This is a genomic window from Pedobacter arcticus A12, from assembly GCF_000302595.1.
Taxonomy (GTDB): Bacteria; Bacteroidota; Bacteroidia; order Sphingobacteriales; family Sphingobacteriaceae; genus Pseudopedobacter; species Pseudopedobacter arcticus.
Genome location: NZ_JH947125.1, coordinates 173,401 through 188,226 on the forward strand (window position 1 = coordinate 173,401; position 14,826 = coordinate 188,226).

At 37.3% G+C, this 14,826-nt stretch carries 10 protein-coding genes; all 10 read left to right on the plus strand.

All coding sequences use genetic code 11. The features are described 5' to 3' along the window. Positions 1-1,587: a RagB/SusD family nutrient uptake outer membrane protein gene (locus B176_RS0102185; RefSeq protein ID WP_083852672.1), complete on the plus strand. Its 1,587-nt coding sequence runs from the start codon at positions 1-3 to the stop codon at positions 1,585-1,587. 17 nt (positions 1,588-1,604) lie between these two features. After that, the gene (locus B176_RS0102190; protein ID WP_017257135.1) at positions 1,605-2,570 is read left to right on the plus strand and encodes a DUF5017 domain-containing protein; all 966 of its coding nucleotides are present in this window, start codon (positions 1,605-1,607) and stop codon (positions 2,568-2,570) included. Positions 2,571-2,608: 38 nt separating this feature from the next. Beyond that, the gene (locus tag B176_RS0102195) at positions 2,609-3,775 is read left to right on the plus strand and encodes a sialidase family protein (RefSeq protein WP_017257136.1); all 1,167 of its coding nucleotides are present in this window, start codon (positions 2,609-2,611) and stop codon (positions 3,773-3,775) included. Positions 3,776-3,784: 9 nt separating this feature from the next. Then, entirely contained in the window at positions 3,785-6,193 is a 2,409-nt protein-coding gene (locus tag B176_RS20070; protein WP_154647861.1) for a T9SS type A sorting domain-containing protein, read from the plus strand. Between the two features lie 7 nt (positions 6,194-6,200). Continuing rightward, positions 6,201-8,267 carry a beta-N-acetylhexosaminidase gene (locus B176_RS0102205; RefSeq protein ID WP_154647862.1) on the plus strand — a complete coding sequence of 689 codons (2,067 nt, stop codon included), beginning with the start codon at positions 6,201-6,203 and terminating at the stop codon, positions 8,265-8,267. An 8-nt stretch (positions 8,268-8,275) separates the two neighbouring features. Next, positions 8,276-9,508, plus strand: coding sequence for a sialidase family protein (locus B176_RS0102210; RefSeq protein ID WP_017257139.1), 1,233 nt, complete (start codon positions 8,276-8,278; stop codon positions 9,506-9,508). Position 9,509: 1 nt separating this feature from the next. Then, positions 9,510-10,310, plus strand: coding sequence for a fibrobacter succinogenes major paralogous domain-containing protein (locus tag B176_RS0102215; RefSeq protein WP_017257140.1), 801 nt, complete (start codon positions 9,510-9,512; stop codon positions 10,308-10,310). A 92-nt stretch (positions 10,311-10,402) separates the two neighbouring features. Next, entirely contained in the window at positions 10,403-11,800 is a 1,398-nt protein-coding gene (locus B176_RS0102220; RefSeq protein ID WP_026063104.1) for a sialate O-acetylesterase, read from the plus strand. 62 nt (positions 11,801-11,862) lie between these two features. Then, positions 11,863-13,167, plus strand: a complete 1,305-nt coding sequence (locus B176_RS0102225; RefSeq protein WP_017257142.1) for a T9SS type A sorting domain-containing protein — start codon at positions 11,863-11,865, stop codon at positions 13,165-13,167. A 262-nt stretch (positions 13,168-13,429) separates the two neighbouring features. After that, complete coding sequence (locus B176_RS0102230) at positions 13,430-14,815, plus strand: DUF3748 domain-containing protein (protein ID WP_154647863.1); 1,386 nt, start codon at positions 13,430-13,432, stop codon at positions 14,813-14,815. Positions 14,816-14,826: the final 11 nt, after the last annotated feature.

Below are 14,826 nucleotides of genomic sequence, written 5' to 3' on the forward strand. Positions count from 1 at the left end.
ATGAAAAAGCTTATTACACTTATCATACTCGTTAGCATAATTTCAGGTTCATGTAAAAAGTCACTAGAGCTTACGCCCTATGATTTTCTCTCACCTAGCGAGTATTACAACAACAAAACCCAAATGAATGATGCACTTACGGGCATATATTCTATATTGAAACAGCATCCGCTGTATGCGAACAATATGCTTGGAAGGATGGGCTTAGATGCTGATCAAGCGTATAATAGAAATTCTAATGACGCAAATTCTGTTGGTGATTATGCCGTGTCAACAGCGGATGTTAAGGTTCTTACGTTTTGGAGAACGCTTTATCAAGGTATTGATCGGGCAAATGTGTTATTAGAGAATATCGATAAACCAAAAGACTTAACCGATCAAGAAAGAGCAGTAATTGAAGGGGAAGCGTTGTTTTTGCGGAGCTACTTTTACTTTTTATTGGTAAGTAACTTTGGGGATGTGCCACTGGTTCTATCTTCAATTAAATCATCCGCTTCTCAGGCTCATCAAGTAGTGAGAACACCAAAAGTACAAGTTTATGCTAAGATTGTGGAGGATCTGGAAAAAGCAGCTGATCAAGTAAAGCCTATTGATGAAGTAGGAATAGGCGGAAGAGTGAGTAAATCGGCTGCATGGGCTATGCTGGCAAGGGTCAACCTCTACTGGGCAGGTAAGCCAATCGAGGATCGTACTAAATATCAGGCCGCCAGAGATTGGGCCGAAAAGGTTATAGATTTACCCGTTCACAAGCTAAATACAAGCTTTAAAGATGTTTTTGTAAAACTAGCAACCGACCCGTATGATATAGGCGAAAGTATTTTTGAAGTGGAGTTTTATGGAAATGGGATTGGGATTTATGCCACTTTAGGAGGGTATGTAGGTGTAAATAATGGTATCTACAACCAAACAGACATTAACAAAGGGTTTGGCTATTCTTACATTGCCACCACCATTTATACTTATGATGTATATGAGCCAACAGATTTAAGAAGAGATTGGACCGTAGCACCATTCTATTACGCTTTTACTAACGGTGTTGCTTCGGAAGTACTTAGGCCTGCCAATCAAATCATGGTTAGAAACTGTGGTAAATTTAGAAGAGATTCCGAAACTCTTTTACCTAAGAACAGAAGTATAACACCACAAAATTTCCCATTGATTAGACTTTCTGACGTTATGCTCATGTTCGCTGAAGCAGAGAATGAATTGGGCGCAACTGAAAAGGGTTACAAACAACTTAATAAAGTAAGAAGAAGAGGTTACGGGTTAGATTATAACGTTGACAACCCTACTGTAGATTATGCCCCATTCTCGTTATCACACGATAAATTTTTAGAAAAAATTAAGGATGAAAGAACCAGAGAATTAGCTTTTGAGTGTTTAAGAAAAGGTGATTTGGTACGTTGGGGTGATTTCTTGACCAATATGAAACAAAGACTTCAGGAAGCAAATAGTCATGTTGAGTTTTACGATTTGCGGTTTGCGAAAGCCATGTTTACAAACGTAAGTGCGAGAGATGTTGTGTGGCCAATTCCTAGCTATGAGTTGGGCGTAAACTTTTCGTTAACACAAAATCCAGGATGGTAATATAAAATTTAAAGGAGATGAATAAATTCTTAAAACTACTAATTGCAGTTACCATTGTACTGCAAGCATGTGAAAAAATAGAAAGCGTAAAAACACCAGATTTTAGCGCTGAACTTGCAAAGCAAACCTATTTCGTAGGCGATACTGTGGAAATATTATTTAAAGGCGATCCTAACTTTATTACTTTTTACTCTGGCGAGATAGGAAATGATTATGGTTTTAAAGAAAGCCGACAGTTAGACATATCATACCTAATGAATTTTGATACCCAAGTTTTAGACGGCTGGCAAAAAGATCAGCTCTCTATTTTGGTGTCGAGCAATTTTGACGAAGATTATTCAATAGATGGTGCTCATAGAGCAACTTGGACAGATGTGACTTCAAAGTTCAGAATGTTATTGCCACAAGAAAACCGAGTATATACCACAAGCGGTTTCGGCGATATAACATCGGCTATCTTTAATAACCTACAGCAAGATTCTGCAAAAGTTTACTTTGCTGTTAAACAACAAGTCAAAAACCAAACTATACCCGCAACAATAGACCCAACAAAGAAAAATATAGGTAGCTTAAACAGGGTAAGAGGAGTGGCTATACAATCAAAAAGTGCGGTAAATCAAAGTCTATTGTTTAATCATGGTTCATTCGAATGGAAGCTTTTTTCAACACCTAATAAAGAGGCCAACAGAGCAGAATTACAGCCAACTGTTATTCAATTAAGGGCAAATGCGGTTGTCGCAAACCTTTCTCAAGAAACCGAAGATTGGGTAATTAGTAAAAAAATGGTATTTGCCAAGTCTTTAGACGCTGGTCCGGATTGGGGTAAATCGATTAAAAGTTTAAATGATAAAAGATTGGATAGCTATAAATTAAGCTACTCACAACCCGGAGACTACACCATTACGCTTATTGCCTTTAATAGCAATGTTGAAAGCAGAAGTGAAGTTTTAAAACAGATCAATATTAAAATTCAAGCTAAGTAACTATCATGTTAAAAACCTCTTTTATATTATTTTTATCGATGACCTGTTTTTCTGTGTTTGCACAACAGGTAAAATATAATGGTGTACCCGGTGTAGTAATCAATTATCAAGATGTAGAAACGCAACAATACATTGGTTCTCCTGGTATCTGTATTTTACCAAACGGAGATTATATAGCAACCCATGATTTGTTCGGGAAGGGTTCTACAGAATTTTCTTCGGCAGTTTCAAAAGTTTTTCTTTCTAAGAATAAAGGAAAGAGTTGGAAACAGATAGCAGTACTAGATGGCCAGTTCTGGTCTAAACCGTTTGTTCATGGGAACAATTTGTATATTATGGGTACAGATAAACACCATGGAAATGTGGTGATCAAGAAGTCTACAGATGGAGGCTATACTTGGACAAAGCCGGTAGATGGTAAATCCGGTTTATTAATGGAAGGGGAATTTCATTGTGCCCCTATGCCGGTGATTTCTAGCAATGGTTATCTGTGGCGAGCTATGGAAAGAGCTGATGGCGAAATTAAAAAGTGGGGTTTTAGATATGGCACTTTTATGATGTCCATTAAAGACGATGCAGACTTGCTGAATGCTACCAACTGGAGACATACAAATACACTTCCGTACGACTCAACTTATCTAAATGGTGATTTTGGAGCTTGGATAGAAGGAAACGCAGTGCTTACAAATGATAACAATATTGTCAATATTTTAAGAGTTCATAATCCTAAAGACAAAAATAATGAATGGGCAGCTGTTGTAAACATCTCTCCTGACGGGCTAAAATCATCATTCAACAAAGAAAATGGCTTTATTAAGTTCCCCGGAGGAGGCAAAAAGTTTTCCATAAGGTTTGATGAAAAAACACAACGATACCTAGCCATAGTTAACTATGTACCTAAAGAATTTAGAGGAACGGTGCAGTTAGATAGGGTTAGAAATACGCAAGCATTTGTTTCATCTAAAGATTTGAAAACTTGGTACGTACATGAAATTTTGTTACAACACCCTGATATCAAAAAGCATGGTTTTAATTATGTGGATTGGGAGTTTAATGGTGAAAACATCATATACGTTTCTCGTACCGCTTATGATTTTAAAGATAGGAGTGCTAAAAATTACCACGACGCCAATTTTTTAACCTTTCATAAAATCAAGAATTATAAAAAGTTGTTCAAAAAATCAATTGACGTAATTACACAATAGCGACTAATCATGCTGAGAAAATTTATTCTATTTCTTTTAAGCAACTTTATGTTGGTGCAGTTTGTAAGCTCGCAAACACAACCATGGGTTAGTCAGGTTAATTTTCAATCTCCAACTGCTGGTGCTATATATTTAGGTAGCCCCAGTTTGGTTAAACTTACTGATGGGTCAATTTTAGCCTCCAATGATTATTTTGGAAGTGGAACAGCATCAGATGAAACTGCAATTTTTAAATCAACAGATAATGGACAAACTTGGGTTTTAAAGAAAAAGATTAATGGAGTTTATTGGGGTACATTATTTCTGCATAAAGGAGATGCTTACGTTTTAGGTACCTCTGCAGGTGTAACCTACCGTAGTATTGTTATCATTAAATCAACTGACGGGGGAACAAATTGGACCAGTCCAGAAAACGGTGTTCTGTTTGATAAAATAGGAGCAAGTAATCCTACCTATCACTGTGCTCCAACGCCTGTTGCCGTTTATAATGGTCGTTTATATAAAGGTTTCGAAAGATTAGTAAACGCTAGTCAGAGTTTTAGAGGTTATTCTGCTTTCGCTATTTCTATAGATGAGAATGAAACCGACCTGTTAAATCCCGCAAACTGGAGAAAAAGTACTGAAGTTTCATATGATACATCTTCAGATCAGCCAAATTCTGTTTGGAACACTGGCTGGATTGAAGGAAATATTGTAGAAGGTCCAGACGGAAAACTATGGGATGTAATGAGGGTGAATTCAAACCCTTATGTGGATAAAGGTGCAATGATAGAAATTAAAGATGATGGCAGTACTGCGTCTTTTTCGGCAGCAAACTTTATAAACCTGCCGGGTGGGATGAGCAAATTTGCAATTCGCAGAGACCCCGTTTCTAAACTGTACGTTCTATTTACCAATAATAATACTAACCCTGCTTTCCCCGAACAACGTAACGTATTATCCATGTACATCTCTTCTGATTTGCGCAAGTGGCATTTTGCAAAAACATTAATGGAGGATAATTTAGGCTTAACTGAGGAGCAATCTATCGCTAAAACCGGGTTCCAATATCCAGATTTTCAGTTTGATGGAGACGATATTATTTATTTGGTAAGAACAGCCTATGATGGAGCTAATAACTTTCACAATTCTAACAGAATAACATTTGGGAGAGTAATCAATTTTAGACAATACCTTGCAGAAGTACAGCCTGTACAAACTATAGGCTCCATTGGTAGGGTAACGCTTACTTATAATAACCGTCCCGAGATTTATACAACGGTAAGGGCTACCGATGGTAACGTATGGTTGCAACAAAATTTAGGAGCCGGAAAACTTGCCGAATCACGTACCGAAACCGACGCTTATGGAGATTTATTTGCTTGGGGCCGGTGGGATGATGGGCATCAATCAAGAGCGAACGAATTACTGTCAAATACTGTATTAAGTCCCAATAACCCAATAGCACTCAATAAAATGAGTACTAACCCTTTTTATTATTCAACGCCTGCGTCAAATTATTTTTGGTCTGCCGGCTTGCAAACCGATAAACTAACGGGTGACTTAAGCCAAGTAAACGCATCAACGGGTTGCGATCCTTGTGCCAAATTATTAGGAGAAAATTGGAGTTTACCACAATCAAGTGAGTGGGAAAACATCGTCATCAAAGAAGGTATAACTAATTATACAACAGCGTACAGCTCAAATTTGAAAATACCATCAGCGGGTTTAAGAAACGTAAGCAATGGTTTAATAGGCAGTGCGGGTACACTTGCAAGGTTTTGGACTAGGGATGCATTTAGTGGCGGGCAAGCATATATCGCAAGTTTTACCAATACAGCAGCACTTACTTTGCCGGTAAGTAGAGGCGGGGGGCTATCTGTAAGGTGCATAAGATTACAGAGAACACTGCCAGTAGAATTGGTTGATTTTGGAGCGAAGTCTCGGGATAATTTTGTTGAGTTATCGTGGTTTGTAGCAAGTCAAAAAAATAATGATTATTACTTACTGTCTAGATCCTCTGGTGATGGTGATTTTTCAGAAATCGCAAAAGTTAAAAACATCGACAGTAATCAGCAATATTACTATAAAGATTATAAGCCCTTTAGCGGGCAAAATTACTACAAGCTTTCACAGACAGATACTGATGGAGCATTCAAAGATTTAAAAACAATAGCTGTATCCGCTGGGATAAAAGACATGAGTGTATATGTCTCCAAAAAGGGCACAATAATAACATTCAGTTTAAGTCATTCAACCAGTAAAACGGCTCAACTTAAATTTTCAAATATAGATGGAAAATTAGTAAACACGCAAACGGTAAATCTTGATCAAAGCGTAGCTAATATAAATATTGACGCAGCATCATTTAAGGGCGTTTATTTAGCTACAATTTATTTTGATAACGGAGAAGTGGTTAGTAAGAAAATTATACTATAAAAATTCAATGAGAAAGATCAATTACTTTTTAGGAGTGTTTGTATTGGCGGTGCAATTCAGCTTTGCGCAATCGTCGCAAACACTTAATTTAATGCCGGTACCTAGTAACATAACCGTTAACCAGGGTAAATTACGTATTGATAGTAATTTTAATTTAGCCATTACTGGAAACGTAGATGAAAGATTATATAAAGCCACAACTAGATTTTTGCGTAGGCTAGATGAACAAACTATTTTATGGTTTGTACAAGATCAAATATCTAAGGCAGACAACAGCCCAAAAGCCGTTTTGCAAATCCATGTACAAAGACCGGGTTTGGTTAAGTTAAAAGAAGACGAATCTTACCAGTTAAATATTGATAAAGACCATATTAAAATTTCTGCAACAACAGACATTGGAGCCATGTATGCTTTGGAAACCTTACTACAGCTTCTAGAGGCCGATGAGAATGGTTTTTATTTCCCACAAGTTTCAATAAAAGACAATCCAAGGTTTGCTTGGAGAGGCTTAATGATTGACGTCGTTAGACATTGGATTCCTTACGAAGTTATTATCAGAAACATTGATGCAATGCTGGGGGTAAAAATGAATGTACTGCATTTGCACTTAACAGACGATCAAGGATTTAGAGTTGAAAGCAAGGTTCATCCGTTGTTACACGAGAAAGGTTCAAACGGGAAATACTTAACGCAAGCCCAACTAAAGGATATTGTAAAATACGCTGCAGATAGAGGAATTAGAGTTGTGCCCGAGTTTGATATGCCAGGGCATGCGTCTACTTGGTTTCCTGGTTACCCAGAATATGCAAGTGCACCAGGTCCTTATCAAATTGAAACAAAGTATAGCCATTTTGAGCCCGCACCAACAATGGATCCAACCAATGAAAAATTGTACCCATTTATTGATGCCTTTATTGCAGAAATGGCGAGTACTTTTCCGGATGAGTATATCCATATCGGTGGCGATGAAAATAGAGGAGCGCAATGGGATGCAAACCCTAAAATCCAAGAGTTTAAGAAAACGCATAATTTGACCGATAACATGGCATTGCAAACCTATTTTAATGGCCGTTTGCAGAAAATATTGGCAAAGTATAACAGAAAAATGATGGGTTGGGATGAGATTTTGGAACCCGGTATTTCTAAAGACATCATGATTCATTCTTGGAGAGGTAAAAACTCACTCAATGAGGCTGCAAAAAAAGGATATCCGGTAATTATTTCTTCTGGTTTTTATGTGGATTTATTACGCACAGCCGAAGATTACTATTTGAATGAACCGTTGGCAGAAAGCGATGACTTAACGCCGAGTCAACTTGCAAACGTTTATGGTGGAGAATCTGCAATGTGGGCCGAAATTGTTTCTGCCGAAACTATAGATTCTAGAACCTGGCCTTTTACAGCCGCCATTGCAGAAAGATTATGGTCTCCCCGCGAAGTAAGAGATGTAAAAGATATGTACAGAAGGCTTGATGTAGTAAGCACTAAATTAGAATATCTGGGCTTAACCCATAATAAAAATTATGAGGTGATGCTGAAGAGGTTGACCAACGGTGCGGATATTCCCGCTCTCAAAACTTTTGTTGATGCGGTAGAGCCAATGAAAGAACTTTCTAGGAGAAAACAAGGAATTACTTATTACACCCGTACACCCTTAACTATGGTTGTTGATGCTGCAAGACCAGACAGTAAGGTTGCTAGGGAATTTTCATGGATGGTAGACGATTTTGTACAGAACCCGAATAAAGAATTAGCAAATAAGATTAAATCGCAGTATAAGATTTGGATTGCTAATCATGCTAAATTAAAAGAAACTATGAAGGTTGCACCAGCTATCAGAGAAATAGAACCAGTATCTGAAAATCTGGCTAAACTATCGGCTACGGGTGTTAAGTTGGTAGATTATATCATGCTTAAATCATCAAATAAATTAACTGCAAAATCTAAAATGACTTTTGATGAACACGATAAAAGAGAAGATGAAATGCGGTTTATGGTAAAACCCAAAGGGAACGTAGAAATTGTTATGCTTATTAATGCGACTAAAAAACTGTTAGCAAACACTATTGATTAATTAGAACGATGAGCAAGAAAATTAAGCATCTATTATTTACCCTTCTACTTTGTACTGCTGTACTTAGCGCAACAATTACGTTTGCGCAGGTGGATGCCGAAAAGGTAGAAACAAATTTGTGGAAGAGCCAGGTTGCATGGACGGACCCAGGAAGCAATACATATTTAGGGAGCCCAAGTTTAGTAAAGCTGACAGATGGTAACTTGCTTGCTTCTCATGATTATTTTGGAAAGTATGTTAATTCTGATGATACTTTTATTCATCTGTCTAAAGATGATGGGAAAAGTTGGACCCGTTTGGCAGAACTAAAGGGAATGTTCTGGGGTAATCTTTTTTTGCATAATGGAGCGGTTTATCTTTTAGGCACTTCAGCTGGTGTTGGTGTAAGAAATATTGTGATTATGAAGTCAATGGATGGAGGTAAAACATGGTCTACACCTACCACGTCAAAAAATGGAATATTATTTTCAGAAGGTGTTAACGGAGGAACTGCAAAGTACCATTGTGCACCCATGCCTATAGTTAATCATAATGGGAGAATATACCGGGCCTTTGAGAATCTTACAGAGTTTTTGCCTGGCATGCGTGGCTATAAAGCCTTTGCAATATCTGCTAATGAAAATGCTGATTTGTTAAATGCGGCAAATTGGACAAAAAGTACCGAAGTAGCCTACGACACTTCTAAAGACCCCGAAGGATCAAGAAATACCACGGGGTGGATAGAAGGCAATATGGTGGTAGGTCCAGATGGTAGGTTGTGGGATATCCTTAGGGTAAACTCGACTCCGTTTTTTGATAGAGCAGCCATGGTTGAGATAAAAGATAACGGGAAAGTAGCTGATTTTGATCCACAGAACTTTATTACACTGCCAGGCGGTATTAGCAAATTTGTGATTAGGAAAGATCCAACACAGGCTATTTATTGGATGTTATCTAATACCAATACAGACACAAATTTCCCATCGCAAAGAAGTGTACTTTCATTATATGCATCTAAAGACCTACGCAACTGGTACCACGCCAAAACTTTAATGGAAGATGATCAAGGTTTATCTCCAATAGAATCGATTAAGAAAACTGGTTTCCAATATCCCGACTGGATTTTTAACGGTAATGATCTTATCTATTTAAGTAGAACAGCTTATGCTGGAGCAAGAAACTACCATGATTCAAACAGAATAACCTTTGGAAACATAGCCGATTTTAGAAACTATTTACCCGAAAATTTAAAAATAAAATAAGATGAAACATTCCAGTATTTATGTATTAGCTAGTGCTTTATTATTTAACGTAGCATGTAGTACTAAAAAAACAGCTACCAATGCAGTAAGCAATATTGAAAGCCTTCCAACAAAAGAAGTGGGTTCTGCTGGTACCGTAGAAGCGGTACTTAACAATGAGAAAGTTACCTATAAAACCGTAAGAGCTGCAGATGGTGAAATTTGGTTACAACAAAACTTAGGTTCGTTAAGAGTAGCTGCGAACATTAGTGATAAAAATGCTTATGGCAATTATTTTCAATGGGGAAGAGGAATTGATGGGCATGAAAAAGCAGAAGGAGCTGTAGAAGTTGGAGTGGCAAAACCAAATAACCCTCGAGGATTATCAAAAACAGAAAAGAATCCATTTTATGCATCGGAGAAAGCTACCGGTTTTTGGTGGAAAGGTGGTGACCAATATGATACTTGGGAAGCCAATGAAAATGCAAGAATTAATGAAATAAACGGTTGCGACCCATGTAAACAATTACTTGGCCGCCAGTGGAGAATGCCAACGTTACAAGAGTGGAAAAGTGTTTTAGTAGCCGAAAAAGCAACTAGTTTTTTAACAGCTTACTCTTCAAACTTAAAACTAGTTCCTGCCGGTATGAAAAACGCCAATAATGGTAAAGTAGGTAGCCAAACTAGCATGTTAAGGTATTGGGCCGGCACAGCTGCTGCATCTGGTAACGCTTTTTTAGTTTATTTAAGTAACAAAGGCTTAGAATACCCGGCCTTTAGCAGAGCTGGCGGATTGCCAGTAAGATGCATCAGGGCTAAGTAATTATAATGTATTTATAGTTCAATTGCCGAATGTTGATTTGCAACATTTTAATAATTTAAAAAATCGGCAACAATTATAATTTAAAAAAAAAGATGAAGAAACTATTAACCATATTAATTCTACTGATATCTGGGCATTCTTTTGCTCAAATCAATCTTCCTTCCTTCTTTTCAGATAACATGATTTTGCAGCGAAATGCAGAGGTGAGTTTCTGGGGCTGGGGGAATAAAGGAGCTGAGGTGACAGTTACCCCGTCGTGGTCTAACGAAATGATTAAAGTACCAACAACTGGGCATGCTCGTTTTGATGTAAAGTTGAAAACACCAGAGGCAGGAGGTCCATATGAAATAACTGTAACAACAGGAATTTACAAAAAAGTAATCAAAAATATTTTAATTGGTGAGGTTTGGTTGTGTTCTGGTCAGTCCAATATGCAATGGAATTCTTATAACCGATTAAAAGAAATGTTAGATGAATTACCAAACGCCACTAACCCTAAAATTAGGCTATTAAATGTGAGCAACATCGCTTCTCTAACTTCACAAGATAATACTTTTGATTCTTGGCAAGAGTCTAATCCTGAAACTGTAGCAGGTTTTAGCGCCATCGGTTATTTTATAGCAAAGCACATGAGCGAAGAGTTAAATGTACCAGTAGGGATAATTAATTCGAGTTGGGGCGGTACAGCTGCAGAGTTTTGGACACCAGCTAGGGTGATTGATGCAGATGAGGAATTAGCAGCGAATGCAAAAAAGCAAAGACCCGCTCCTTCAAAGCCATATGAAGCAGGCTCGCTTTGGAATTCTATGATCAACCCATTTGTGGGCTACAATATTTCTGGCGTGTTTTGGTATCAAGGCGAATCAAACATCGTATCGTACTCTGGTTATAATAAACTTTTTTCTGCCATGATTAACAGTTGGAGAACTGCGTGGAAAAGTGATTTCCCATTTTATTATGTACAAATAGCACCTTATGACTACAAATCAAAACCTGAAGAGCAAAGAGGGGCACTGCTAAGAGAACAGCAAGTCCAAACTTTAAGTCTTCCAAAAACTGGGATGGCAGTAGTTACTGATTTGGTTCCAGACGTGGCAAACATCCATCCTACAAGAAAAGTTGAGGTAGCAAAAAGACTCGCCGATTTAGCATTGGTAGAAGTTTACGGAAAAAAGAAAATCGATTATAAATCACCAGTGTACAAAAGGCACAAAATTGAAGGTGATAAAATTATCATTGAATTTAATGACCTAAAAGGGAGGCTAAAAGTAGATGGTGCATTTATCACTGATTTATTAATTGCGGATGATTCAAAAAAGTTTATTCCAGCAGATTACAAAATTGTAAACAATCAACTAATTGTATTTAGCAAATCGATAAAGAAACCTGTTGCAGTTAGGTTTGGTTTCTCTGATGTAAGCAGACCTAATTTGTTTAACAGCAATGGTTTGCCAGTTTCTCCATTTAGAACGGATAATTGGAATCTATAGAATTAACCAAGCTCTGGCGAAAGTCGCCAGAGCTTTATTTATAAACAATAAAAATTAAAATTATGAAAAAACTGTACATTTTAACACTAGTCTATATCCTTTTTACAATAAAAGGGTACTCTCAAAATCTTTTTAATCAGGATTTTACTTCGTCATCTACATTGACGGATTACTTTAAAGACCCTAGTCCTGCACAAAATCAATTAAATTTTATTTCTAGTTATGGCACTATAGCAACAAAGATTGCTTCTAATACTGTTGTTTTCGGTAAAACGACATCTTCTATTATTATAAATAGAAAAACGCCAATTACTACAAATCCATTAACTTTTCTAAAATTTCAGTTTAAATTGAAGATGGACTACCGAGACAATTCAGTTGTTACCACCGGAAACCCAACGTTTTTTCTTGGAAACGGCACAAGTACGGGATGGTCCAACTTAAGTTCAACGCTTGCGCCGGACGATGCCGAGTTGTTTGCTAAGTTTGATATAGTAGTGGCAACGGATGATGTCGCTCAAGCCGTTCAGTACCGTTTGGGGGGGTCATCAGTACTTAACGCTAGTAACTCCTACGGAATAGTTACCGTTTTTTGTAACACAGGAGTGGCAGCTGTCGACTATACAGGAATGGACGGGAATACGTACACTTTAGCATCGAAAAAATTTGATATTTGGCTAAATAATGGGCGTGTTAGGGCCACCGTTAACGCAACAACTAGTACTGTTGCTCCAACTATGTTTAAAATGGTATATCCATCTCAAATGCAAAGTGTGGATATTTCTATAGACTACATTAAAATCTGGGATCAAACAACAGTATTACCAATCTCTTTATCTAGATTTAATGGTCAATTGGCAAATAATGGGATTAAGTTAGACTGGAAAACAGCATCAGAACAAAACAACAGTCATTTTGAAGTTTTAAGATCTCAAGACGGAAAAGAGTTTACGGCAATTGCTACCATCTCTGGAAATGGTAATTCAAATGCACCAATTGCATATCAATATGTAGATAACAATCCATTAAAGGGTACTAATTATTATAAATTAAAGCAGTATGATCTAAACGGAAACGCAGAAGAGTTTGCAAAAGTTGTAGCTGTGCAAAGTGGTCTTGGAACAGCAAATCAATTCACAGCGTTTTATAACGATGGACTAATAAACCTAAATTACCTTTCATCAAGTGCGCAAAAAAGTATGTTAGTTACGGTGCATGATATCAATGGGAAATCTATTTTATCAAAAAATATTGCAATTAGTTCTATTAACTCAAACTACGCACTTCCAATTCAATTAACAAATGGAATATATGTGGTGAGTGTTATTGATGGAAAAGATAGTTTTGCAACAAAAATCATCAACTAAATATAATTTTAAACGAGCTACCCTAAAGCGTGATATTCAAGTACAGGGTGGCTCGTTTAAATGTCGAATTTAAAATAATTACCACTAAAGTGCCTTTCATAGTCTTTTAAATCAGAATAGTTAGTGCCCTCTTTTTTAATAAACGTTTGTACCAACATTGTGGACTAGTAAATATCAACAAGCATACTGATACATTCTTTTAATTAATCGGTCTTAAAAGCCAGCAAAATACGTGTCTACACCTTAAACCTAAATTATATTAATGAGAGATTTTAAACTAATTAACGGAAAAATAAATGTGCTATATGCCATAATACTGTGCGTGATTCCGTGTTTAAACAACTCTTGCAATGCACAAAACATGAGCTACAAAGAAAGAAAGCTAACAAGCGAGGCTAAAGGACATTTACTCAACACCACTCAATGTTTTTCGCCAGATGGGGATTGGTTAGTTTATGATACTCGCAATGACGATAGCAAAATAGGGAGTACCAAAACCATCGAAATGATAAATATCAACACAGGTATTATCAAAGAACTTTACCACACTAACAACCAAACCGAATACGGCCCAGGCGTTGGTGCGGCAACATTTTCGCCTACCGAAAACAAAGTGATTTTTATTCATGGAATAAGAAACTCCAACAAAACCAACCCCTACGATTTTACCAGAAGAACTGGTGTTGCCATAGCTGTAAGCAAGCCACTACAACCCATTTTTATGGATGCCAGAGATGTTAATCCTCCGTTTACGATTGGAGCCTTAAGAGGAGGGACTCATGCACACACCTGGAGTGGAGACGGACAAGCGATAAGTTATACTTATAATGACGATGTTATTGCGAAAAGCGGTAAAATCAAAGATTTAAGAACCGTAGGTATTATGTTTCCTGGAAAGGTTAATGTAGCAGATGATGGTTCTTTAGAAAATAACAGCGGCGAAATGTTTTCCGTTATTATTGCAAACGTAACAGAAAACCCAAATCCTAATAGCGACGAAGTAGATAAAGCATTTGACGAATGTTGGATTGGGAATGATGGTTACCTAAAAAATGATGGTAATCGTCAGCACCGGGCAATAGCTTTTCAAGGCAATGTTAGAAATGAATTAGGGGAAACTGTTACAGATATATTTGTGGTAGATCTTCCTGCGGATTTGAATACATTGAAAGCAGAAACTACGCAAGGACTAGCTTCTGCTAGACTTGCAGTGCCAGTAAGCTTGGCGCAGCGGAGAATAACAAAACTTAAAGAAGGAGTAAAAGGTCCGCGTCATTGGCTTCGCACCAGTGCTGATGGTCGTATTATTGCCTTTCTCTCCAAAGACAAAGCAGGTTATATAAATGCATTCGGTGTTTCTCCAAACGGAGGTGCTGTAAAACAGCTGAGCTTTCATAAGTTTGATATCGAAAGCGGCTTTAACTTTAGCCCAGACGGGAAGCAACTAGCATATATCGCTGATAGAGATGTTTATATTACTGATATTGAAACAGGCGAGTCTACAAAAATAGCAGACAACCAACCCGATACCAAGTTTACTGGTACAGTAGTATGGTCTCCAGACGGAAAAAAACTTGTTTACAACAAGTATGTAAATCGTTCTGGAGGAGCATTTTTGCAGATTTTTGTTTTAGAAAAGGAAGATTGATTTGAATATAG

What these genes read in the sequence shown, in the direction of transcription:
- B176_RS0102210 (WP_017257139.1), top strand. Translation starts at nt 8,276, where the DNA reads ATGAGCAAGAAAATTAAGCATCTATTATTTACCCTTCTACTTTGTACT.
- B176_RS0102230 (WP_154647863.1), top strand. Translation starts at nt 13,430, where the DNA reads ATGAGAGATTTTAAACTAATTAACGGAAAAATAAATGTGCTATATGCC.
- B176_RS0102215 (WP_017257140.1), top strand. Translation starts at nt 9,510, where the DNA reads ATGAAACATTCCAGTATTTATGTATTAGCTAGTGCTTTATTATTTAAC.
- B176_RS0102190 (WP_017257135.1), top strand. Translation starts at nt 1,605, where the DNA reads ATGAATAAATTCTTAAAACTACTAATTGCAGTTACCATTGTACTGCAA.
- B176_RS0102185 (WP_083852672.1), top strand. Translation starts at nt 1, where the DNA reads ATGAAAAAGCTTATTACACTTATCATACTCGTTAGCATAATTTCAGGT.
- B176_RS0102195 (WP_017257136.1), top strand. Translation starts at nt 2,609, where the DNA reads ATGACCTGTTTTTCTGTGTTTGCACAACAGGTAAAATATAATGGTGTA.
- B176_RS0102205 (WP_154647862.1), top strand. Translation starts at nt 6,201, where the DNA reads ATGAGAAAGATCAATTACTTTTTAGGAGTGTTTGTATTGGCGGTGCAA.
- B176_RS0102225 (WP_017257142.1), top strand. Translation starts at nt 11,863, where the DNA reads ATGAAAAAACTGTACATTTTAACACTAGTCTATATCCTTTTTACAATA.
- B176_RS0102220 (WP_026063104.1), top strand. Translation starts at nt 10,403, where the DNA reads ATGAAGAAACTATTAACCATATTAATTCTACTGATATCTGGGCATTCT.
- B176_RS20070 (WP_154647861.1), top strand. Translation starts at nt 3,785, where the DNA reads ATGCTGAGAAAATTTATTCTATTTCTTTTAAGCAACTTTATGTTGGTG.